Here is a 20,723-nt window from a genome sequence, read left to right as displayed (position 1 = left end):
AAATTGAGTTTTCCAAAAGGAATCGTATCTGTGGAAAATAAAGAGTTTTTGATGACGGATAAGGATTACCGTTATATCAGCGAGCGCGTGTATGAGACTTGTGGCATTGTCCTGTCTGAACAGAAAAAAGACATGGTTTATGCCCGAATCTCAAGACGAGTTAGAAAGTTTGGACTGAGCTCTTTCTCTCAATATATTGATTATCTAAAAGAAAATGAAGACGTTGAATTTGTTGAGTTCATCAACTCGATCACCACAAATTTGACGTCGTTCTTTCGAGAGCGACATCACTTCGAGTTCCTTGAAACTCAAGCATTGGCCGAGATCAAATCGCGCCATACGGCAGATAAACGTGTCAGAATATGGTCCGCAGGTTGTTCATTAGGCATGGAGCCTTATTCCATTGCGATGGCGCTATACAATGCTTTCCCCTCAAATTGGGACTTCAAAATATTAGCAACCGATCTAGATACAAACGTATTGGCAACGGCCAAAGAGGGTATTTATGAAGCGAATCAAATCGACGGTATCAGTAAGGCTCAATTAAAACAGTTTTTCTTTAACGATCCCAAAACAAACCGCTACAAAGTAAAACCTTTGTTGACACCCAATATCCATTTTAAGCAACTCAATTTATTAAAGCCCTGGCCAATGAACGGCCCATTTGACGTTATTTTCTGTCGAAATGTCATTATCTATTTTGACCATCCAACAAAATTGGCCTTATTCAGTCGTTTTGCAGAAATGTTGGCCCCTGGCGGGTATTTGATATTGGGCCATTCAGAAACCATGAGTCGTGAAACAAAGGAATTTAAGCCGTTAGGACAAAATATCTATCAAAAGGTTGGCGTATGAATATGGATTTTAAGCCAACCTTACCCAAGTTTGACCACATCAAACGATATTTTGACCAGTCTAGAAACAGTGTTGTGGCTAAGATCTTACCCGGAGAGTATTACGTAACGACTGAACAAGAAGCCATCGCAACGGTCTTAGGGTCATGCATTTCGGCCTGCATCTGGGACGAAAAAAGAAAAATCGGTGGTATGAACCATTTTATGCTGCCGTTGAGGGGCACCGACCATTCTCAAGCACGATGGGAGTTTCATGACAGCTACAGTTGCCGCTACGGTATCTGGGCAATGGAATGTTTGATTAATGAATTGCTGAAATACGGCGCAAAGCGAGAGTCTATGCGCGTCAAAATATTTGGCGGGGGTAACATTATTCAAGACATGAATACACCCATCGGTGACCAAAACATAAAGTTTGCATTAGAATATATCAAAAAAGAGTCACTCGACATGATCGGCTCTGATGTCGGTGGGCCTTGGCCACGCAAAGTGTTATTTTATCCGCAAACAGGTAAGGTGCTCGTGAAGCGACTACAAAGTATGCACAACGATACGATTCAAAAACGTGAAGTTCAGTATCAAAGTGCCATTATTGAACCTGACAACATACAGTCTGACGTCGAGCTGTTTTAAGGGTGTATTTATGATCAAAGTATTAATTGTTGATGACTCTAAACTTATACGTATGATTGTCCGCGAACTGATTGAAAAGTCAGGTGACATGGAAGTGGTAGGTGAAGCAGAAGACCCAATTGAGGCCAGAGAGCTGATTAAAAAGCTCAACCCAGACGTTCTGACACTCGATATAGAAATGCCAAAAATGGATGGTATTACCTTCCTCAAAAATCTTATGCGTTTAAGACCCATGCCGGTGGTGATGCTTTCCACTCTCACCGCTGAAGGTGCGCCTGTCACATTAGAAGCATTAGAAATTGGTGCCGTCGACTTTCTCGAAAAGCCCAAAGCGGATGTCGTAAACCAGCTCAATCGTTACGCTGAAACGTTACTCGAAAAAATTAGGGCCGCTGCAAAAGTCCGAATTAGCCAGTTGCTTAGAGCGCGTAAACAAACCGAATCCGTTCGAGCGCCAACCAAAGTTAACTTTGAGTTTAAGAAAAACCACCTTATTGCCATTGGTGCATCGACAGGTGGAACAGAAGCCATTAAAGAGGTCATTAAACGATTACCAGCTTCGTTCTCACCGATTGTCGTCACTCAACATATTCCGCCAGTATTCAGTAAAACTTATTCAGAGCGTCTAGACCGAACGGTCGCGATGAATGTGCACGAAGCTGAACATGGCCAACTCATTCAAGCCGGTAACGTCTATATTGCACCGGGAGATCGCCATTTGACGGTTCTTAAGCGTGGCAGCAAATTGTATTGTCAGCTTCACGATGGAGAGCCGGTCAACCGTCATAAACCATCAGTAGACGTGTTGTTTGATTCTGTTGCAGCACAAATGGGTAAATATGCCTCTGGCGTCGTACTGACAGGAATGGGCGGCGATGGCGCAAAAGGCCTATTAAATATGAAAAACGCAGGGGCTTATACACTCACTCAAGATGAGGCGAGTTGTGTGGTTTATGGTATGCCAAGAGTTGCAAAGGAATTAGGTGGCGGGCTTCAAGAACTGCCCTTAAATAAAATAGCAGACCGCCTAATGGAGTTAGCCGGTCGGACTATTTAAGTTTTTTAACCAAGATTGTTTGCGATTGTTATTCCGTCAGAGCTGGCTCAGCCAACACTTCTGGTAAAGTAATCCACAACTTACTGGTCCAATAAAAGCGCCCTGAGTGCTTAATAGACGGCGCGGTACAGTTGTATTTCACCCGACCTGTCTTCAATGCCTCAGGGGCGGTAATTTTAAAGGACAAATCGCCAGTCCAATCCGGTTTGTAAGGGCCCGACTGACCAGTGATAAAACACGCCAGTTGGCTTTTGTAAAAGTCTTTAGCACCTAGGGTGACGGACCATTGTGGTGCTTTGTTAGTATCTTCACCCATCACGTTAACGACCATCGTATCGGTAGGCGTTTGTGATGCAACGTCAAATGGCAGACTTTTTATTTTTGCCTTTAACGTTTTTGGGTTGGCATAAATGCCATTCGCTGGAAAACGAGTTAATGCCTGTAAATCACTGCCATTGCCGATGGCACCAGAGTGTTGGGCAAAGCCGACAAAACCGTGTTTTTTAAGAATCGCTTTAATGGTGTCGTTGTACTCACCAAATGGATAAGCAACCATTTTGTGATTTTGGCCGAGCTTTTCTTTGATCATTTGCTCAGTCATTAAAATATTCGATTCAATTTCCTGTTCCGTTAAACCATCTTGCACGAGATTCTCATGGGCCAAGGTGTGGTTCATGATTTCACCACCGTGTTGAGTTAGCTCTTTGAGTTGATCCCAATCCATGTAGGTTTTGCTTGGCTTAACCATTTTGGGGTTTACAAAGACGGTAAAAGGCAGGTTTCTCTCTTTTAGAATAGGAAAGGCATTGTGATAGACATTGGCAAAACCATCATCAAAGGTTAGGGCAGTCCAGTTGTGATCGACCGGTTCATTCGCCTTAATAGCATCAACAATTGTGGTCAGAGGCACCACTTTTAAACCCAACTCATCAATCATATCTAAGTGCTCAACGAACTGTTCTGTCGTTACGCTGGTGGATTTTGGAGTATTTTCATCGACATGATGATAAATTAGAACGGTTGCGCTGTGCGCCTGTTGTGTCCACATCACAGCAAGCAACAGTATCGTCACTACGCTTTGAAACATAATTGTTGAGATATTTTTTTGCATATGAATCCTCTGATCCGTGTTACCTCGTCATTAGGCACAAAATTAGATTTAAAAATTTGGCACCTTGCTTGGCCTATGATTCTAGCAAATATTAGCGTGCCTTTGCTCGGATTTGTCGATACAGCGGTCATTGGCCACTTACCAGAGAGTCATTTCTTAGCTGGCACTGCATTGGCAAGCCTTTATCTATCAGTGATTTTTTGGTTGTTGGGCTTTTTGCGCATGTCAACGACAGGTCTAGTTGCTAAAGCCCGGGGTCAAAAATCCACAGACAAAGTGATGCAGCATTTATGGCAAGCGTTGTTACTGAGTTTTGTCCTGTCAGTGATTATTTTGGCGATACAACAACCGCTATTTCAGTTGCTTACCTTTCTATCTTCCGATGACATTGCCATGGCGCAAACCTATGCGGCAGCCAAAAGCTATTTTGATATCCGAATTTGGGTGGCGCCCATTGCATTGGCAAACATGGTGTTGTCAGGCTTTTTAATTGGTTCAGGAAAGACCCGTTGGGTATTGCGCGCTGTTATTATCTGTAATCTAGTGAACTTGGTTGCAGATATTATCTTAGTGCCTGTCATGGGCATGGGCGTTGAAGGTGTTGCTTACGCTTCTATTTTGGCCGAAGCAGTGCAGTTCGGTATTATCGTTAAACTGATTTGGCCCGAAGTCAAAACCGTCTCGTTGCGGTTTGCTGATGTCGTTAGCGGTTGGGCGCGATTGCTCAAAATGAACGGCAACTTGTTTGTTCGAAGTGCCTTGTTACAGCTGTGCCTCTCCTTTATGACGATTTATGCCACTCAGTTTGGCAGTCAGGTCGTGGCGATTAACTCCATTTTGATGCAGTTCTTTTTGTTTTTATCTTTTGCTTTAGATGGGGTGGCGTTTGCGCTTGAATCTTTAGTAGGTAATGCCTTTGGCCAAAAGAAACAACGTCGCCTGAATGCTTTTATCCAACGAGGCTTAATCATTGGGACGCTTTTTGCGGTTGGTTATCTGGTGGTATACCTATTGTTTACGCCTTTGATTATCGGCTTGCTAACGGATATCCCAGAGCTACGAGAACAGATCTCTGATTATTACCTTTGGATTTACCTGTTGCCGTTGTGTTGCTTTATGAGCTTCTTGATGGACGGTATATTTGTTGGTCTTAGCTGGGACAAAAGAATGCGTGACAGTATGGCTATCGCTGCAGGTGTGTTCTTTGGGTTGGTGTGGTTGGCGCAACCACTACAAAATCATGGGCTTTGGTTGGCATTTTGTGCCTTTATGCTGATGCGAGGCTTGGCACAAGGCGTGATGTTAAAACGAAAAGTACTTATTTGATGTGTTTGTATTTTTCTTTGTTGAGTTTGGCTTGGTGTCTAAAGAACGCCACTCGGTTCGCAAAGATACCGACATAACCTCTAGCAGCGATCACAAAGCCAATCACCATGAGTAATACGCCCGGTATTTGCACCCAAACCCACTGAGCGCTACCGACGTACACAATCATTAAGCCTAAAAAGAAAAGTAGTGCTCCGGCAATAAAAAAGCGGACACTGCGCTTGGGGTTTTCTCCCAGTCGAACCAGTATCCGCTGTAATTTATCAGGCTTGTCGTTAGCCACAATCTATCTAATTGGGTTAGTCAATTAGTAGTATGAGTGCTCGCCAGCTTGGTGTTCTGTTACGTCTTTAACACCTGTCACTTCACCATCAAACTGTTGAAGCATTTGTTTTTCGATGCCTTCTTTTAACGTAACATCAACCATAGAACAACCGTTACAACCGCCACCAAACTGAAGTACGACCGTACCGTCTTCGGTAAGCTCAACTAGGTTTACGTGACCGCCGTGGCTAGCCAAACCTGGGTTTACTTCTGACTCGATGAAGTATTGCACACGAGCTTTAAGAGGTGCGTCATCAGCAACTTTACGCGCTTTTGCGTTTGGTGCCTTAAGAGTAAGCTGAGAACCCATTTGGTCAGTAACAAAATCGATTTCTGCATCTTCTAAAAACGGTTGGCTTTCTTCATCAACCACAGCTTCAAAACCGTTATATGGAATGATCTTATCTTCAGGTTCTACAGAGTCTTCAGGGCAGTACGATACACCGCACTCGGCGCTGCTTGTACCAGGGTTCACTACAAATACACGAATACGTGTGTTTGGAGCTTGAGTATCGAGCAATTTGACAAAGTGCTGCTCAGCGCTTTCTGAAATATTGATCATAATAATATCTGACTAATTTAGTAGGTTATTGCAATGGCGCAATCATACGTAGATACGCCTATTACTGCAAGTAAAGACGGGTTATTGGTGACGTAAATTGGCCTAAATTTAACCTAATATATAAGGGCATTTTGTTATAAATAAACCCTTCCGTACTTCTGTTGGTCTTGGTTTTTGGCGGTGTTTGTCTCGTAATTGGGCGTTAGGCTTGTTGTTTTTGCTGATTAATTGCTATGTTGTCGGTCATAATAACAACGAATATGTATAGACAGCGACAGGAACATAGAATGACCAAAGGTAAGTCTAAACTTAGTACTGCAATAAGCGCCTTATTATTAATGGCCAGCAGTGGTGCAGCCGTAGCACAAAATTCACATCAGCACAGTGCAGAACATGACGAGCATGCTCATAGCACAGTGAATGTGGTTGGCCACGAATACAAAGTCGACTTGGGCTTTTATTTGCCCGATGAACAGTACAATCCCGCTATTCCTACACCTGAGTCAGTATTAGGTGCGCAAGTAGGCGAATGGCACGTGCGTCACGACCAATTAGTGGCTTACTTCAAAGCCCTGGCGGAATCGAGCGATCGTGTCTCAATTAAAACCATTGGTAAAAGTCATCAGAATCGTGAATTACTGCACGTTTATTTCAGTAACCCGAAGCATTTATCGCGTTTGGACTCTATCAAACAGGCCCGTTCGGAGTTTTTTGAGAAGTCGAATGCAGCAGATAAAGAGCCGCTAATTGTGAACTTAAACTACAGCGTGCACGGTGATGAATCTTCAGGTAGCAACGCATCATTATTGGTTGGTTACTACTTAGCGGCGTCAAACAGTGCGCAAGTTCAGCAATACCTAGACAACATGGTTATCATCATTGACCCAAGTCTAAACCCAGATGGTTTGAGCCGTTTTGCACATTGGGCCAATCAGCATAAGGGCATGAATCTAAATAAAGATTCAAACAACCGCGAGCACAACCAGCCTTGGATCCGTGGCCGAGTAAATCAATATTGGTTTGACTTAAACCGCGATTGGTTATTGTTACAACACCCAGAATCACGTGCGCGTATTGCTGAGTATCAACAGTGGCGTCCACATGTACTGACCGATCACCATGAAATGGGCACAAACAGTACCTTTTTCTTCCAGCCAGGCATCCCGTCTCGTAAAAACCCATTAACACCGGATCGCAATGTCGAACTCACCAAAGAGCTAGCGGTGTTTCATGCCAATGCTTTTGACGTGACGAATACTCTGTATTTCACTGAAGAAGCTTTTGATGACTTTTATGCGGGTAAAGGCTCTACGTATCCCGACTTACACGCGTCTATTGGTATCTTGTTTGAGCAGGCTTCAAGCCGTGGTCATTTGCAAGAATCCATCAATGGTGACTTAGACTTCCCTACGACCATCAAACACCAAGTGATGTCGTCGTTCTCAACATTAGAGGGTAGCTTGGCGAATCAACGCAAGCTAAAAGACTTCCAAAAAGAGTTTAAGCAAAAAGCCAAACAAATCGCTAAAGACGCCGACTTTGACGGTTACATTATCAGCGAAGCAAAAGACAAAACCCGCTTTAATGCGCTGATTGACCTGTTACAACGTCATGGCATCAAGGTGTACGGCGTTGGTCGTGACAGCAAAATTGACGGAAAAACTTATGCAGCCAAACATTCTGCGTATATTCCGTTAGATCAAAGCCAGACTCGTTTGATTCAGTCTGTATTCTCGACCCAAAAGTCCTTCAACGACAATACGTTTTATGACGTATCTTCGTGGAACTTAGGATATGCCTTTGACATCGAGTTTGCCAAAGTTGAGTCAGCTCGTAAGCTAAGAGTAAGCAACCAAGAATGGCAAAAACCAAATGCAGAGACGCCAAAACTAACCGAATCGTATAGCTTAGCGATCGATTGGCATGACTTTAATGCACCAGGCTTAGTCTATGAATTGTTAGAAAACGGTATCGTCATGAGAGCTTCTCTGACTGACTTTTCTGCTAAAACAAAAACATCACCAAACCAGTCCTTTGCAGCAGGTACTATGCTGATCAATGCCGGCCTTCAAAACGACGGTTGGCTAGAAAAAGTTCAAGCGGCTTTGGCTAAGTACCCTGTAAAAATCAGTGCCATTACAAGTGGTTTAACTGCCACAGGTGCGGATTTGGGTAGTCGTAAAATGATGCCTGTTGAGCTACCAAAAGTGTTAATGGTCGGTGGCATGGGTGTTAACTTATACGAAGCGGGAGAAGCTTGGTACATGCTAGACCGTCACGTAGGTTTCTCGCCAAGTATCGTAAACAAAAGCAGCCTGCGTTATGTCGACCTGAACAAATACACGCACATCGTAATTCCAGATGGCAACTATGGCAGTGCAGACGACAAATTAGCCGAGCGAATCGAAGCATTTGTTAAAGCCGGTGGTATTGTTTGGGGCCAAAAGCGCGGCGCGCAATGGTTAGCAAAAAAAGGCTTATTAGACGTTCAAACTATTTCTCAACGCGAGATGTTTAAGCGTTTTGATGACAGTAACTTGAGCTTTGGTGATAAGGAAGCATTAGGTGGTCGTCAACGTGTTGCTGGCGCCTTCTTTGAGACCAAGCTTGATATGACGCATCCGTTAACGTTTGGCTTGTCTGACGATACGATTGCTTTATTCAAGAACCGCACAGACTTGCTACTAGAAAGCAACAAACCGTTTAGCGCAGTCGCGACTTATACGAATGAGCCATTGTTATCAGGGTATGCAGATGACAAAAACGTCGAAAAAATTGCTAACGCGTTAGGCGTCGTCGCACAACGCAAAGGCCGCGGTGTGGTCATTGGTATGACGGACAACCCTAACTTTAGAGCAATTATGTACGGTTCAAACCGTTTATTTGTAAACAGCTTGTTCTTAGCAAATGGCGTGAAGTACTAAAAACTAGTTTTCAAAAGTATCGAGCTACAAAAACTTACAGGAGCGTCACACAAAGTGTGGCGCTTTTTATTTTCTCCTATTCATGCGCTTTTGTTTCTAACACCTTGAGTGCCGCACAAACAACATAAACCTTGTTTGCGCCCGCGTTTTTTAAGGCCTTAGCTGCTTGATTAATGGTGTTGCCCGTCGTTAACACATCATCAACCAACAACACATTTCCCGACAGTATCGGCTGTTTACAAACAAAGACACGCTCAACATTTTCTCTGCGTTGAGGTTGGTTCAACATGGCTTGTGGTTTGGTATATCGCCGCCGTTTTAAAAATGGGTAACAATGGGCGCTCACTATCCAAGGTTCATATCCTTTGTACTTATTTTGTATAGACAACTTGGTGGAGTGGGTAAGGGCCTCCAGAAGTTTTTCGGACTGATTGTAGCCTCTCCGCCATTGCCTTAAAGGGTGAAGTGGCACAGCACAGGTATAATCAAACTCCCATGTTTGTTGCTCTAATTGTCGAGCCATGTAATAGCCCATCGTCCTTGCGTATTCAGTGTGTTTACCGAACTTCAAGCCTGATACCCACTTTGTAACAGGCCACTGATACATCAAAGCTGCACAAACGCCATCAACATGCGTTAATATGAGCGCTTCATTAGCTTGGGTACAGGTTATATCAGTTCCAAATGGAAGAAGAGGTAGCTTGGACTGGCAGTAAAAACAAATATTAGTGGTGTCAGGTGACTTGATTGTTGAGCCATTTATCAAAAGCGGCTGCTCACACGTAAAGCAGATTTTGAGTTGGTTCATCATCCAGTTCAACATAAGTACGTCTCCTCAATCGTTAGGTATATAAATATGCAACAAACGGACGCTTTGCCAATTGTGCTTTTGCACGGTTGGGGCATGAATAAAGAAGTATGGCGGGGCTTGTTAGCGCAAGTACCACAAGGCTTGGCGAACCGCGTGTACAGGTTGGATTTACCTGGCTTTGGCGATAACAAAACTGTCCCAAACCTGTACTCGATGGAGAACTTAAGTACATGGCTTGATACAGAAGTCGAGCGTATCCTGAGTGAGACCAAAGCCAAACAATGCCATGTCGTAGGGTGGTCGTTGGGCGGACTGGTTGCCCTGCAATATGCGTTAGAATATCAAGATAAGGTCAATTCGCTGGGGCTCATTGCCAGCACAACGAAGTTTCAAGCTGAATCAAAAGAAGGCCAACTCGATTGGCCAGGCATAAAGCCTGAGGTACTTAGTAACTTTGCCAAGCAACTCGAAGCAAACCATCAACTGACTATACAGCGGTTTTTAGCGATTCAAACGTTGGGTAGTGAAAGCGCCAAGCAAGATGTAAAACAATTAAAGACCTGGTTGTTGGACGCTGGGGAGCCCGATCAAAAAGCGTTAGCGGGCGGCTTAGATTTGCTCAAAACCGTCGACTTAAACCACCGGATAGGTGAACTTTCCGTCCCGGTGTTTGGCCTGTATGGCAAGCTCGACAGCTTGGTACCGGTAGCTGTACTCGATAGATTAAACGCCTCTATACCAAACCTCGAGGTGAGCATAATCAACAAAGCGTCTCATGCGCCTTTTATCTCTCATGTAGAACAAAGCGCGCAGTGGTTCGAGACTCACTTTTAAGGTTTACTACCCAAAGTTCGGTGTACTGGATTACCTTGGGTAAGTTTATCTTTTTTAAATAGAGTAGCTTAGGTAGAAAGGGTGCCGAGGTGCTTTTCATTTAGTCAATTTTGGTTAATAATTAACCGTGAGGTTGTGTGTGTTAAATACACCAATATGTCGTTATTTGTTAGGAGTGTGCGATGGAATTAAGACCAATACCAGCTGCCATTCAGTCAGGCCTAAATGGCCTACAAGATGCCCAACGAGGTGTTGCTGAAGCTGCGCATAATATTGCAAATCTGAACACAAATGAAACGTCTGTCAACGCGAGCGTTGGGGCAGAGCAGGTGGTGTCACAATCTCAAAACCAAGCGTCGGTATTAACAACGGAAGCCGTCAATTTGGTGGTGAATGAACACTTGGCAAAAGCCAATGTAAAAGTCATTCAAACCGCCGATGAAGTACTCGGCACCTTGATAGATACCAAAGTTTAACGTCGAACGATAACGGATAAAATGACGGTATGGCCTTAAATATTACGCCACAGATACCACAAGTCATCGTCAATGCAGCGGCGCCGACCACTGAGGCATTGCAGCGCACTAATGCCCAAAAAGAAGTGGTACCAGCTCCGGTTCAAGTTGAAGCAGCCGTCCCTCAAAAGTCACGTGAACAAGACGCCAGACCATCCAATAACAGTGCCGCAGGTGATACCACCTACGACAACATTTTCAAAAACCAAGACAAAGTCATTCCTGAAGACGCCAATGAGCAAGGTCAGTCTGAGCAACAGTCCGGACAAGGCGCAAGTCAAGATTCGGGTGAACAAGCCAGCCAAGCTAATAGCCAACCAGGTAGCTCTGAAAACGAGTCAGATGAGCAAACAACACGTGCTGATGGCCAACCTTCTGAGTCATCATCTGAAGAGACAGAACAAGCCGAAAAGCAAGCGCAGCAGCAAGTTGACCAACGTGAAAAAGAGCTAGAGCGAGTCGAACGCCAAGAGATTCGTGAACTTGAAGCTCGCGACCAAGAAGTTCGCGCTCATGAATTGGCCCATGCTGCCGTTGGTGGTGCCTATGCAGGTGCACCAAGTTATGAGTATCAAACAGGTCCAAATGGTAAAAAATATGCCGTTGGTGGCGAAGTCCAAATAGACGTTTCTAAAGAAGCCAACCCACAAGATACCATCGAAAAAATGCAAACGGTGAGAGCCGCTGCATTAGCGCCAGCCGAACCGTCCTCACAAGACCGTAAAGTCGCGGCAGAAGCGAGTCAAAATATCGCTGAAGCTCGAATGGAGATGTTACAAGAAAATGCCGAGCAGCGCGAAGCAACCGCGGCGAATGTCTCAAGTCGTTTTGAAGAACGCGATGAAAATGTAAGTCGAGTGGCTGATGTCGTCGCCGCTAAGTATCAGTCTAGTTATCAGGCTCAAAACGACACCCAAACGGGGTTTTCTACCGTCGCCTAAGCCAATATCTAGGCAACTGGCAAATACAACTCACTGTGTTTTTCCTTTAACCACCTTTTTGTATCGCTACACACATCACAAAACTGCTTATTGAGATCCCAAAAACGACGACTGTGGTCCATGTGTTTGAGGTGACACAGCTCATGAATAATCACACAACGAATCACCGACACTGGCGCACCCATCAATAACGGATTGAGAATGACTTTACCGCTTTGATAACAGCATCCCCAGCGCCATTGATAAAACTTAAAATCCAACGAACTACTATGTAATTCTGTCTCGGATTCACATTGCTGAACCAAGCTAGGCAAAAATGATTTGGCTTCGTTTAAATAAAACTCGTGCAGTAGTTTGCGTATTTGGGCGTTGTGGTTTTTGACGCGGCTCGACAAATAGACTTCGATAGTTTGGCCGTCTTCGTTTTTGATAACCGCTGACGATGGGCAATCTGTATGAATATCGAGCTCATAAGCCGTGCCTAATAACCAAATAGGCTCACCCGATTGATACAAACGAGTAAAAGACTGTTTTTGCTCTGAGGATTTTAACGCGCGTTTAATCCACGACTGCTGGCTGATCAGAAAGTCTCGAACAAAACCATTGGTGCAGTGAGGAGGGGACTTAACCGTGATCTGCTGGTTTTTTACTTCAATACTCAGGCGAGTACGGCGCTGGTGGACTTTTAGGATATACGGTGTTGGCTCTGTGTAAACATCGAGCTGAATTTCAGCTCGACCGGCCACCACCGTTTTATTTAGAAACAATATTACTTCTTAACTAGTTCTAATGCTGCCGCTTCAACTTGATCGAATAGTTGATTGTACGTGCGAGCGTCAAAACCTTGGTTAATGATTTTGTATTTACCATTAACGATGAACGTAGGAACGCCAGTAAGGATACGCTTGCTCGCTAATTTGTTTTGCTCAGACTTCATGCGCTTCGCTGCTGCTTTAACCGCAAAGCTGTTGAACACTTTGTTGAACTCTTCTTCGCTAACACCATTGGCTAAGAATATTTGGCGTAAGTCTTGTTCACCAGTGAATGCAGAGCGCTGCTTGTGAATGTGAGCAAAAATCGCATCACTTGCTTGTGGCTTATTTAATTTCTCAGCAGTTACTAACGCTTTTGTTAACATGAACTGAATGTCTGGGCCCGCTGCACGTAAGAAATCAACGTGGCTCTTTTTAAATTCAAAACCTTTTGCTTTTGATTGTTCTTTTAAACGCTCAGCAAGTGGTTCAAACGCCAAACAATGCGGGCAGTAATATGAGAAAAATTCTTTGATTTCTGGTTTAGCAGTAGCGGTTTCACTGATGACTTCGTAGTGCACGCCTTCTTTAAGAGTTTGAGCAGAAACCTGCAGGCTTAATAAACAAATGGCGAAAAAACTAAGGATCTTTTTCATGTGGTTTGTAATTCCTATTTTAAATTAACTGGCGACTTTTGAGATGCCCATTTAAGCGCTTACCTTACCAGAATATTGTCAATATCCAAGTGTTTAGAGACTGACTCAAAAGCCTAATTTAAGTGGCGCCTGTTGCAACGCCGCGTACTGTTCTTTGATTGCTAAAACTTGTTCTTCCCAGTATTTGTCTGTATTGAACCAAGAAAAGTTCCTTTGAAAAGCAGGATCTTGCCATCTTTTTGCTAACCAAGTGGTGTACATCAACATTCTGCGGGCACGCAGTGGCTCAATTAGCTTAAACTCACTACGGTTAAATGACTGAAATTGTTCATATCCTTCGATGAGCGTATCAAGCTGAAGGGTTTGTTGCTGGCGGTCACCATTGAGCATCATCCACATGTCTTGAATGGCAGGGCCAGAGATACAATCATCAAAGTCGACCAATAAGGCATCGTCGCCGGCATCGTGTTGTTGCCATAAAATATTACCGCTGTGACAGTCACCGTGCAGACGAATCGTTTCAAAATTCCCAGAAATATCCTTTGTGCTTTCTTTAATCAACATTTCCAAGTCATTAAAAAACGCCAACTCTAAGTAGTTAGGAATGAGGTTTGAGTCTTTTAGGTAGGCAAAGGAGTCATGTAAGTCTTTTTCGATATCGATGGTATCTCGATGCGCAAAGTTGCCTTCTTTACTGACGGTATGAACGCGTCCAAGCAATTGGCCTAGGCGCTCAAGCTGATCTAAGTCATCGAGTTCGAACATTCGACCACCGACACTCGGGAATATACAAAAGCGATAGCCTTCGTGTTCTAACAAAGACTGACCATCAAAGCGAAGTGGTGCAACTGCGGCTATGTCACGCTCGCTTAATGTTTGAGAAAAGTCGTGCTCTTCAATGATTTGTTCGTTGGACCAGCGTTTCGGTCGATAAAACTTAACCACGTAGCGTTTGTTGTCATCGGCTTTGAATTGATAAACGCGGTTTTCGTAACTATTTAGGGCCAGAAGTCCTGACTCTGGATAAATGCCTTTCGACTCAATCGCATCTAAAATCAGGTCAGGGTTTAAACTCGTAAAATCAAATTCTGGCATTACATTCCTTTAAAAAATCGGGATTCTTGAACGGCAGTATGTTCGCCGTTTTCATTGGTGACCGTGATAGTAATCGTGGTTACTGGTTTCTTCAAATCATATGGGTCGACTGAGACACTCACTGGTAACTTAAATACTTCACCAGGCGCGACGATAACCTCTTTGTCACCGCTGTAAACAAAGTCCTCAAGTCCTTCAATATCAACCGTGTAGGTTTGTTGCTCTTGGCTTTTGTTGACGATTTGAAGAGTGAAGGTGTTTTCGATAAGGCCTTCATTCGTTGTGCGGTAAAGAACGGTACGATCACGCTCAATACTCAGCTCTAACGGTACTCGAGAGGTAAGTTGCCACGCAAAAGCCGCGCACATTAAGACTGTTACTACCAAGTAGCCGATCATTTTTGGACGCCAAGTATGCGTTTGTTTACCTTCGATTTTATGTTCGGTGGTGTAGCTGATTAAGCCTTTTGGATAATTCATTTTATCCATGGTTTCATCACAGGCATCAATACAGGCACCACAGTTAATGCACTCGTACTGCAAACCATTACGAATATCGATGCCGGTTGGGCACACTTGTACACACAAGTTACAGTCAATACAGTCGCCAAGTTCCAATTCTTTTGGATCGGCTTTACGTGGTCTTGGGCCGCGTTTTTCACCGCGGTTGGCATCGTAAGTCACCGTAAAGGTGTCTTTGTCGAACATTGAAGACTGAAAACGCGCATAAGGGCAAATATGCAGACACATGATTTCACGCATCCAGCCAGCGTTGCCATAGGTCGCGGCAGCAAAAAACAAGGTCCAACTCACCACAGCAACTGAGGCTTCAAAGGTGAAAAAGTCGATAAAGAGTTGATCGATAGGCACAAAATAACCAATAAAGGTTAAGGATGTCAGCAGTGAAATAATCCACCAGGAGGTGTGTTTGGCGGTTTTTCGCCAGGCTTTATTAAAGCTCATCGGCATAGAATCGAGTTTTTTACGTTTGTTGGCTGAGCCTTCGATTTTTTCTTCAATCCAAATAAACATAAAGGTCCAGACGGTTTGAGGACACATATAGCCACACCAAACCCGACCATAAATCGCAGTGACAAAAAACAAAATAAAGGCAGCGATGATTGAGACAATAGCCAGTAGCGGTAAGTCTTGTGGCCAGAATGTCATACCAAAAACAAAAAATTCTTGCTGACCAATATCGAGTAAAATCGCTTGGCGGTCATTCCACTGTAACCATGGTAGCAGCGCAAACAAACCTAAAAAGAAAATGCCCATACGACGGCGTATTAATTGATGTAACCCTTTTACCGCGCGCACATAAATACGACTGCGAATATTGTATTGCGGCGCACCATGATTGTCGGGCTTGTGAACTTTGACTTCACTTGGAATATTTTTTACATCAATTCGATTGTTCATACTTCGTTCCGTATTGGCGTATCAAAATGTAGAAAAACTGAACTACACGCTTGATTATAAGTCATTAGGTAGTAGTTTATTTAAAATTTATGGGTTAACTTTGATCTGTTTCACACTTAGTTAACTTTTTTCAAACTTATTTGACGTCGTTACTTTTAACGGCGGCGGTTCAAATTTGGAGTAACAATGAAATTTTTGATTTTCGTGCTGTTGGTCATCTCGTTGCTGACGGTTGATCACCCGCAAGTAAATAAAGTTCGCGAAATGCTCGCGACGCAAATTGGCGTTTTGGTTGAAGGCGAATATTCGCGCGGCCACACAGCCAAAAAAGTATACGATGAATTAGCAGGAAAATTTGACTCTTTTAAGCCTCGAGAAGAGGAATACGTAAAAGAAATTACTGAATCTTCAGCAATTTTGTATGACTTTCATACTGAGTACTGCAAACAAAAGATATTTAACGAAAAAATATCAGCCTATAACCTAAGAGTCGTTTGCCGCACGGTTGGCGATCACTACGTGGATTTAGAAAACGAAGTGATACGCCAAAAGAAACAACGTTAACGCTAGACTCGATAATTAAAAATCATCATAAGGGGCCACATCGGTCCCTTTCATTTTGTAGCCTACCTGAGCCAGTTCACCTTCCCACGTTTCTGTTGTTATACGTCCTGTGATCCAGACTGGGTCATAAAACGCAGACGCTGGCGCGCCTTTTTCCATCGTTACGTGGATGACCTGGTTAGACGGTGGTGGCGGAACGTGAACACAAGCACCAAAATACGGCACTAATAAAAACTCAGTGACGACTTCATCGTCGCCTTCAAGAGGTACAACAAAACCTGGGATTTTGACCATTTGGCCATCGAGTTCTTCTACCACAGGCGCGTTGATTGATTGTGGGCCTGCCATTGCTTGACCGATATGTTCAATCGACGTTGGAATTTCGGCTTCGTAATCACCCGGCACTAGGTCTTGCCATTCAAGTTCTTGAATTTGGTCTTTGTCGACGGCTTTGGCGGCTTCTGCATGGGCGGCAGTAGAAAGAGAAAGGGCAACGAACATAACGCCAAACAGCGCTTGTACATTCAGTGAAAATCGTTTGAATACATTCATCAATTTGCCTCGAGTAATAAGACGATTTAAGTGGCTTGGAGGATACTCCGCTGGTCGCTAAAATCCAAGTCTAACTGGGAATTTTACGACAAACATGCTTTCATACGCGTCAGTCTCGATTTACGCTGCAACCTTGCTGAAATACGCAAAAATAAGCAGAAACACACAGAAAAAGGAACCGACTTCATGACTTCAAATGCGATAACTTGGCAAATTAAACCTTTTGAGGCGCTAACGGTTTATGAGCTGTACGATATTCTAAAATATCGCAGTGATGTCTTTGTGGTCGAGCAAGACTGCGTATATTCCGATATGGATGACTTAGATACCAGACCGGATACTTTGCATTTATTCGGTTACGAGGGCGACGAATTTGTTGGAACGTGTCGTTTGCTTGCACCAACAGTGGCGTATGATGATTATTGTGCCATTGGCCGAGTGCTCATTAGTGAGCCCAAACGCAAGCGCAAACTAGCCGAACAAATGATGCGCGCTGCAATTGTAGAGACACAGCGCCGCTGGCCAGACGTCGACTGCAAAATTTCAGCCCAGCAACACCTCGAAGCCTTTTATCAAAACTTGGGGTTTGAAACCGTCTCTGACATGTATCTCGAAGACGGCATTCCACATATCAGTATGGTTCGAAAGAATAACTAATTTGTTTTTAAAGATTTAATCTCAAAGGCTCTTTCTATAGAATAGGGCGCAGATGAACGATTTGGCTTTTCGACTCGTAGTTAGTACTTCGTTAATAAAACGAATTAAAAGCTACCGTTAAAATTATCGTTTATGAAACACCAAGGGGTGCCAACGCGGTTTTGAAACCATCATGACCACGTTGACTGAGACGCAATGCGAACCCTTAGAACCTGATCCGGCTTGTACCGGCGTAGGGATGGTAAAAATTAGAATCCAGACTCCTCGCTTACGACCGGATCTTTTGTAATGACAATAACAAGAGATCCTCAAATGAAATTATCCTTGGTTGCTGCTGCAACACTCTCTACCTTAGCCTCAGCCCTTGTTGTACCTGCATTCGCTGCAGAAAAGGCATCACCTGCTCAACAAGACAGTTCAACAGCAAAAACCACAGCCAGTGCTTCTAACAATCAAAACAAAATAGAAACGATTGAAGTCAAAGGTGAGCTGCTTAAAACGCCAGCGAGCAAAGCGGCGAATTCACTGCATGTGTTGACTGCAGAGACATTAGAAAAATCAGGTGCCAGCCACCTTGAGTCTGTACTTCAGCAACTTGGCAACGTGAACTTTTCATCGGGTGCATCACGTGCGCGTTTTATTCAAATTCGTGGCATAGGTGAGCGCAGCCAGTTTGTTGATCCAATTAACCCATCTGTGGGCATGAGCATCGACGGCATCGATTATTCGGGTATTGGTACAGCAGCTGGCCTATTCGATATCGAACAAGTCGAAGTTTTTAAAGGCCCACAAGGTACTAATGCTGGTGCCAATGCAATGGCGGGTTTTGTAAATATGGTCAGCACACAGCCAAGCGCTGGCGCGATGAACAAATTGCGCGTAGAAGCAGGCAACTATGGTTTGCTTAACTTAGGCGTTGCAGCGGGAACAGACTTCACAAGCACAAGCTCAGCGCGTGTCGCAATCAGCAAAGTAACGGCCGATGGTTACATTGAAAACACACACCTAAACAGAGACGACACCAACAACATCGATGAGTTGTCAGTCCGTGCCTTGTTTGATGTCGAATTTAATAAAGACACAAGCGCACAGTTTGTTTTACATCACTTCGATATCGACAATGGTTACGATGCGTTTTCATTAGACTTAGACCGCACCACACTGTCCGACAACCCAGGTAAAGACACCCAAGACACCACCGCATTTGGCGTAAATACCGAATACACAGGCCTTGATACTGTCGATATTAAATTGTCGGCCAGCACGTCTAGTTCTGACATGACTTATGGTTATGACGAAGACTGGGCGTATGAAGGGATTCACCCGTGGGAATACTCTTCAACGGATTATTACTTCCGTGACCGCGATGCGCAGCAGTTTGACGTTCGTGCGATGGATAAAAACGGCAGTTGGGTCACGGGCTTGTATATACAACAAAGAGGCGTTGACCTAACCCGTGATTACACTTATGCCGAAGGCTTATTCAGCAGTGAATACCAACAAGACAATATCGCCGTTTATGGTGAACGTCGCATGGCATTGTCAAAGCAATTGACTGTATCTGCTGGTGTTCGTGTCGAAAATCACACAGGTGATTACAGCGACAACAATGGCGTTGTCGACGAAGCTTCTAAAACTATGATTGGTGGTCACTTGACCGCAACCAACCAATACTCTAAAGCCGCGATGGCTTATGTTCGACTAAGTCGTGGCTTTAAGTCAGGCGGTGTCAATGGCGAAGCCTTAGCGCGTGTAGGTGAAGAAGGGCTAGAGCGTTTTAGCCAAGACTTACTCAACAACGGTACATTTGAGCCAGAAGTGCTTAACAACGTTGAGCTAGGTATGCGCTACAACAACCGCAAGTCTGGCTTGAACGCGAATGCAGTATTGTTCTACTCAAGCCGCAGTGATATGCAAGTAAAACAGTGGTTTACCAACGATCAAGAAGTGTTGGCTCAAGGCGAGCAACCAGTGTTTGTTGGTTATATTTCAAATGCACCAACGGGCAGCAACTACGGTGTTGAAACGTCATTACAGTACCAAGTGACACCAACCGTTGAGTTATTAGCGGGTGTGTCGTGGTTAAGTTCTGAAATCAACGATATTTACCGTCTAGAGTCTGACCCAGAAACCGGAGAAGACATTCGTGTCAGTATCGATGGTCGCGAACAAGCCCATGCACCAAGCTACCAATATCAACTAGGCGCAAACTGGCAGCTAGCGGACCGTATTAAATTACACGCAACGGTTAATGGCCGCGATGGTTACCTTTATTCAATCAGTCATGACGAAGAAGCCGACAGCGTAGCGCTTGTAAACTTAGCCCTGACGTACCAAGGTGACTTTTACGACGTGACATTGTGGACACGTAACCTAACAGATGAAACATACGGCGTTCGTGGTTTCTACTTTGGTAACGATCCTCGAGATTTTTACACGGCTAAAAAATACGAGCAATTTGGTGAGCCAAATGTATTTGGCGTTCGCGTAGACGTTTTGTTTTAAATAACCAATGTTAAACGACTAGGTTAAATCGACTAAGCCGACTTAATGTTGGCTTAGTGGTTTTTTAAAACACCATGGATTCTAATAGAAAAAAGAGTAATTAATGAAACTAAGTGTTGAAATAAGTAAATACCCACTAACTGAAGTGGATTATGTCGCGGCGATAAAAGATTTTATCGATCGCATTAACGAACACAACGACATCAAAGTCATCACCAATTTAATGAGTACGCAGCTTTTTGGTGAGTATGATGTGGTCATGAATGCTTTATCGACTGAACTAAAGCGCAGTTTTGAGCAACACGGAACTAGCGTGTTTGTGTGTAAGTTTATTCCGGGTGATTTGGCTGAAAAATACGGCCACAGCGATTAATCAGTCGTGAACACTGAGCGCCACGTTTATAAAAACAGATAAAGAAGTATTGGTGAGTAATGACAGAACAATTGTTAGAAGGGTTTAAAGCCATGTCAGGTTGGGAATACGTAGGCGTATTCTTTGGTTTGTTGTACCTGATACTCGCCATGAGACAAAGTTTGTGGTGCTGGCCTGCGGCGTTTATCAGTACTTTGGTTTACACAATTTTGTTTTGGCAAGGTGCTTTGTTAATGGAAAGCGCGCTTAACGTTTATTA

Annotated in this window: 22 protein-coding genes and 1 riboswitch; of the genes, 13 read left to right on the top strand and 9 right to left on the bottom strand. The window is 43.9% G+C overall.

The window, feature by feature from the left end:
• Positions 1-51 precede the first annotated feature (51 nt).
• The 3 genes from AC4E96_RS00855 to AC4E96_RS00845 are packed head-to-tail and all read left to right on the top strand — an operon-like array spanning position 52 to position 2,544.
• Positions 52-855 carry a CheR family methyltransferase gene (locus AC4E96_RS00855; protein WP_490254675.1) on the top strand — a complete coding sequence of 268 codons (804 nt, stop codon included), beginning with the start codon at positions 52-54 and terminating at the stop codon, positions 853-855.
• Positions 852-1,487, top strand: a complete 636-nt coding sequence (cheD, locus tag AC4E96_RS00850) for a chemoreceptor glutamine deamidase CheD (protein WP_488033507.1) — start codon at positions 852-854, stop codon at positions 1,485-1,487. The genes AC4E96_RS00855 and cheD overlap by 4 nt, the downstream gene beginning before the upstream one ends.
• A gap of 10 nt (positions 1,488-1,497) precedes the next feature.
• The gene (locus tag AC4E96_RS00845; protein WP_490254623.1) at positions 1,498-2,544 is read left to right on the top strand and encodes a protein-glutamate methylesterase/protein-glutamine glutaminase; all 1,047 of its coding nucleotides are present in this window, start codon (positions 1,498-1,500) and stop codon (positions 2,542-2,544) included.
• Positions 2,545-2,572: 28 nt separating this feature from the next.
• Here AC4E96_RS00845 and AC4E96_RS00840 read toward each other — a convergent pair whose 3' ends face one another.
• Positions 2,573-3,655, bottom strand: coding sequence for a polysaccharide deacetylase family protein (locus AC4E96_RS00840; protein ID WP_490254622.1), 1,083 nt, complete (start codon positions 3,653-3,655; stop codon positions 2,573-2,575).
• Between AC4E96_RS00840 and AC4E96_RS00835 the strand changes: the two genes are divergently transcribed.
• Positions 3,656-4,981 carry an MATE family efflux transporter gene (locus tag AC4E96_RS00835; protein WP_488033510.1) on the top strand — a complete coding sequence of 442 codons (1,326 nt, stop codon included), beginning with the start codon at positions 3,656-3,658 and terminating at the stop codon, positions 4,979-4,981.
• On the opposite strand, the gene AC4E96_RS00830 is transcribed toward AC4E96_RS00835, so the two are convergent.
• Positions 4,974-5,264, bottom strand: coding sequence for a hypothetical protein (locus AC4E96_RS00830; protein WP_488033511.1), 291 nt, complete (start codon positions 5,262-5,264; stop codon positions 4,974-4,976). The two genes, AC4E96_RS00835 and AC4E96_RS00830, sit on opposite strands and share 8 nt — an antisense overlap.
• A gap of 24 nt (positions 5,265-5,288) precedes the next feature.
• A complete protein-coding gene (nfuA, locus tag AC4E96_RS00825) occupies positions 5,289-5,867 on the bottom strand; it encodes a Fe-S biogenesis protein NfuA (RefSeq protein WP_488033512.1) in 579 nt (192 codons plus the stop codon).
• 287 nt (positions 5,868-6,154) lie between these two features.
• On the opposite strand from nfuA, the gene AC4E96_RS00820 reads away from it, so the two are divergent.
• Positions 6,155-8,791 (top strand): M14 family metallopeptidase, encoded by a 2,637-nt coding sequence (locus tag AC4E96_RS00820; protein ID WP_490254621.1) that lies wholly within the window; start codon positions 6,155-6,157, stop codon positions 8,789-8,791.
• Positions 8,792-8,867: 76 nt separating this feature from the next.
• On the opposite strand, the gene AC4E96_RS00815 is transcribed toward AC4E96_RS00820, so the two are convergent.
• Entirely contained in the window at positions 8,868-9,614 is a 747-nt protein-coding gene (locus AC4E96_RS00815) for a ComF family protein (RefSeq protein ID WP_490254620.1), read from the bottom strand.
• Positions 9,615-9,647: 33 nt separating this feature from the next.
• Between AC4E96_RS00815 and bioH the strand changes: the two genes are divergently transcribed.
• The 3 genes from bioH to AC4E96_RS00800 all read left to right on the top strand — a co-directional run bounded on the left by bioH (position 9,648) and on the right by AC4E96_RS00800 (position 11,892).
• Entirely contained in the window at positions 9,648-10,436 is a 789-nt protein-coding gene (gene bioH, locus AC4E96_RS00810) for a pimeloyl-ACP methyl ester esterase BioH (protein ID WP_490254619.1), read from the top strand.
• A gap of 182 nt (positions 10,437-10,618) precedes the next feature.
• The gene (locus tag AC4E96_RS00805) at positions 10,619-10,912 is read left to right on the top strand and encodes a hypothetical protein (RefSeq protein ID WP_488033516.1); all 294 of its coding nucleotides are present in this window, start codon (positions 10,619-10,621) and stop codon (positions 10,910-10,912) included.
• Between the two features lie 29 nt (positions 10,913-10,941).
• Entirely contained in the window at positions 10,942-11,892 is a 951-nt protein-coding gene (locus AC4E96_RS00800; protein ID WP_490254618.1) for a putative metalloprotease CJM1_0395 family protein, read from the top strand.
• Positions 11,893-11,900: 8 nt separating this feature from the next.
• Here AC4E96_RS00800 and AC4E96_RS00795 read toward each other — a convergent pair whose 3' ends face one another.
• The 4 genes from AC4E96_RS00795 to ccoG all read right to left on the bottom strand — a co-directional run bounded on the left by AC4E96_RS00795 (position 11,901) and on the right by ccoG (position 15,813).
• Entirely contained in the window at positions 11,901-12,659 is a 759-nt protein-coding gene (locus AC4E96_RS00795) for a M48 family metallopeptidase (protein WP_490254617.1), read from the bottom strand.
• 2 nt (positions 12,660-12,661) lie between these two features.
• Positions 12,662-13,300, bottom strand: coding sequence for a thiol:disulfide interchange protein DsbA/DsbL (locus AC4E96_RS00790; protein WP_488033519.1), 639 nt, complete (start codon positions 13,298-13,300; stop codon positions 12,662-12,664).
• A 105-nt stretch (positions 13,301-13,405) separates the two neighbouring features.
• The gene (locus tag AC4E96_RS00785; protein WP_490254616.1) at positions 13,406-14,395 is read right to left on the bottom strand and encodes a serine/threonine protein kinase; all 990 of its coding nucleotides are present in this window, start codon (positions 14,393-14,395) and stop codon (positions 13,406-13,408) included.
• Complete coding sequence (gene ccoG, locus AC4E96_RS00780) at positions 14,395-15,813, bottom strand: cytochrome c oxidase accessory protein CcoG (RefSeq protein ID WP_490254615.1); 1,419 nt, start codon at positions 15,811-15,813, stop codon at positions 14,395-14,397. Before ccoG ends, AC4E96_RS00785 begins: the two co-directional genes overlap by 1 nt.
• 186 nt (positions 15,814-15,999) lie before the next feature.
• Between ccoG and AC4E96_RS00775 the strand changes: the two genes are divergently transcribed.
• Positions 16,000-16,377 (top strand): hypothetical protein, encoded by a 378-nt coding sequence (locus AC4E96_RS00775; RefSeq protein ID WP_490254614.1) that lies wholly within the window; start codon positions 16,000-16,002, stop codon positions 16,375-16,377.
• Between the two features lie 15 nt (positions 16,378-16,392).
• On the opposite strand, the gene AC4E96_RS00770 is transcribed toward AC4E96_RS00775, so the two are convergent.
• The gene (locus tag AC4E96_RS00770) at positions 16,393-16,929 is read right to left on the bottom strand and encodes a DUF3299 domain-containing protein (protein WP_488033523.1); all 537 of its coding nucleotides are present in this window, start codon (positions 16,927-16,929) and stop codon (positions 16,393-16,395) included.
• Positions 16,930-17,115: 186 nt separating this feature from the next.
• Between AC4E96_RS00770 and AC4E96_RS00765 the strand changes: the two genes are divergently transcribed.
• The 4 genes from AC4E96_RS00765 to AC4E96_RS00750 all read left to right on the top strand — a co-directional run.
• A complete protein-coding gene (locus AC4E96_RS00765) occupies positions 17,116-17,586 on the top strand; it encodes a GNAT family N-acetyltransferase (RefSeq protein WP_488033524.1) in 471 nt (156 codons plus the stop codon).
• A gap of 133 nt (positions 17,587-17,719) precedes the next feature.
• Positions 17,720-17,842, top strand: a riboswitch (TPP riboswitch).
• 56 nt (positions 17,843-17,898) lie between these two features.
• Entirely contained in the window at positions 17,899-20,091 is a 2,193-nt protein-coding gene (locus AC4E96_RS00760; RefSeq protein WP_490254613.1) for a TonB-dependent receptor, read from the top strand.
• Between the two features lie 103 nt (positions 20,092-20,194).
• Positions 20,195-20,464 carry a hypothetical protein gene (locus AC4E96_RS00755; protein ID WP_490254612.1) on the top strand — a complete coding sequence of 90 codons (270 nt, stop codon included), beginning with the start codon at positions 20,195-20,197 and terminating at the stop codon, positions 20,462-20,464.
• Between the two features lie 59 nt (positions 20,465-20,523).
• Positions 20,524-20,723, top strand: a 200-nt coding sequence (locus AC4E96_RS00750; protein WP_490254611.1) for a nicotinamide mononucleotide transporter, incomplete at its 3' end; no start/stop codon positions are given.

This window comes from Psychrosphaera sp. (assembly GCF_982872775.1).
The sequence above is the reverse complement of the archived record's forward strand: the minus strand, read 5'-3'. Positions and strand labels throughout refer to the sequence as shown.

Coding starts and splice junctions, on each gene's coding strand:
- AC4E96_RS00855 (WP_490254675.1), top strand. CDS start 52: ATGACGGATAAGGATTACCGTTATATCAGCGAGCGCGTGTATGAGACT.
- cheD (WP_488033507.1), top strand. CDS start 852: ATGAATATGGATTTTAAGCCAACCTTACCCAAGTTTGACCACATCAAA.
- AC4E96_RS00845 (WP_490254623.1), top strand. CDS start 1,498: ATGATCAAAGTATTAATTGTTGATGACTCTAAACTTATACGTATGATT.
- AC4E96_RS00840 (WP_490254622.1), bottom strand. CDS start 3,655: ATGCAAAAAAATATCTCAACAATTATGTTTCAAAGCGTAGTGACGATA.
- AC4E96_RS00835 (WP_488033510.1), top strand. CDS start 3,656: ATGAATCCTCTGATCCGTGTTACCTCGTCATTAGGCACAAAATTAGAT.
- nfuA (WP_488033512.1), bottom strand. CDS start 5,867: ATGATCAATATTTCAGAAAGCGCTGAGCAGCACTTTGTCAAATTGCTC.
- AC4E96_RS00820 (WP_490254621.1), top strand. CDS start 6,155: ATGACCAAAGGTAAGTCTAAACTTAGTACTGCAATAAGCGCCTTATTA.
- AC4E96_RS00815 (WP_490254620.1), bottom strand. CDS start 9,614: ATGTTGAACTGGATGATGAACCAACTCAAAATCTGCTTTACGTGTGAG.
- bioH (WP_490254619.1), top strand. CDS start 9,648: ATGCAACAAACGGACGCTTTGCCAATTGTGCTTTTGCACGGTTGGGGC.
- AC4E96_RS00805 (WP_488033516.1), top strand. CDS start 10,619: ATGGAATTAAGACCAATACCAGCTGCCATTCAGTCAGGCCTAAATGGC.
- AC4E96_RS00800 (WP_490254618.1), top strand. CDS start 10,942: ATGGCCTTAAATATTACGCCACAGATACCACAAGTCATCGTCAATGCA.
- AC4E96_RS00790 (WP_488033519.1), bottom strand. CDS start 13,300: ATGAAAAAGATCCTTAGTTTTTTCGCCATTTGTTTATTAAGCCTGCAG.
- AC4E96_RS00785 (WP_490254616.1), bottom strand. CDS start 14,395: ATGCCAGAATTTGATTTTACGAGTTTAAACCCTGACCTGATTTTAGAT.
- ccoG (WP_490254615.1), bottom strand. CDS start 15,813: ATGAACAATCGAATTGATGTAAAAAATATTCCAAGTGAAGTCAAAGTT.
- AC4E96_RS00775 (WP_490254614.1), top strand. CDS start 16,000: ATGAAATTTTTGATTTTCGTGCTGTTGGTCATCTCGTTGCTGACGGTT.
- AC4E96_RS00770 (WP_488033523.1), bottom strand. CDS start 16,929: ATGAATGTATTCAAACGATTTTCACTGAATGTACAAGCGCTGTTTGGC.
- AC4E96_RS00765 (WP_488033524.1), top strand. CDS start 17,116: ATGACTTCAAATGCGATAACTTGGCAAATTAAACCTTTTGAGGCGCTA.
- AC4E96_RS00760 (WP_490254613.1), top strand. CDS start 17,899: ATGAAATTATCCTTGGTTGCTGCTGCAACACTCTCTACCTTAGCCTCA.
- AC4E96_RS00755 (WP_490254612.1), top strand. CDS start 20,195: ATGAAACTAAGTGTTGAAATAAGTAAATACCCACTAACTGAAGTGGAT.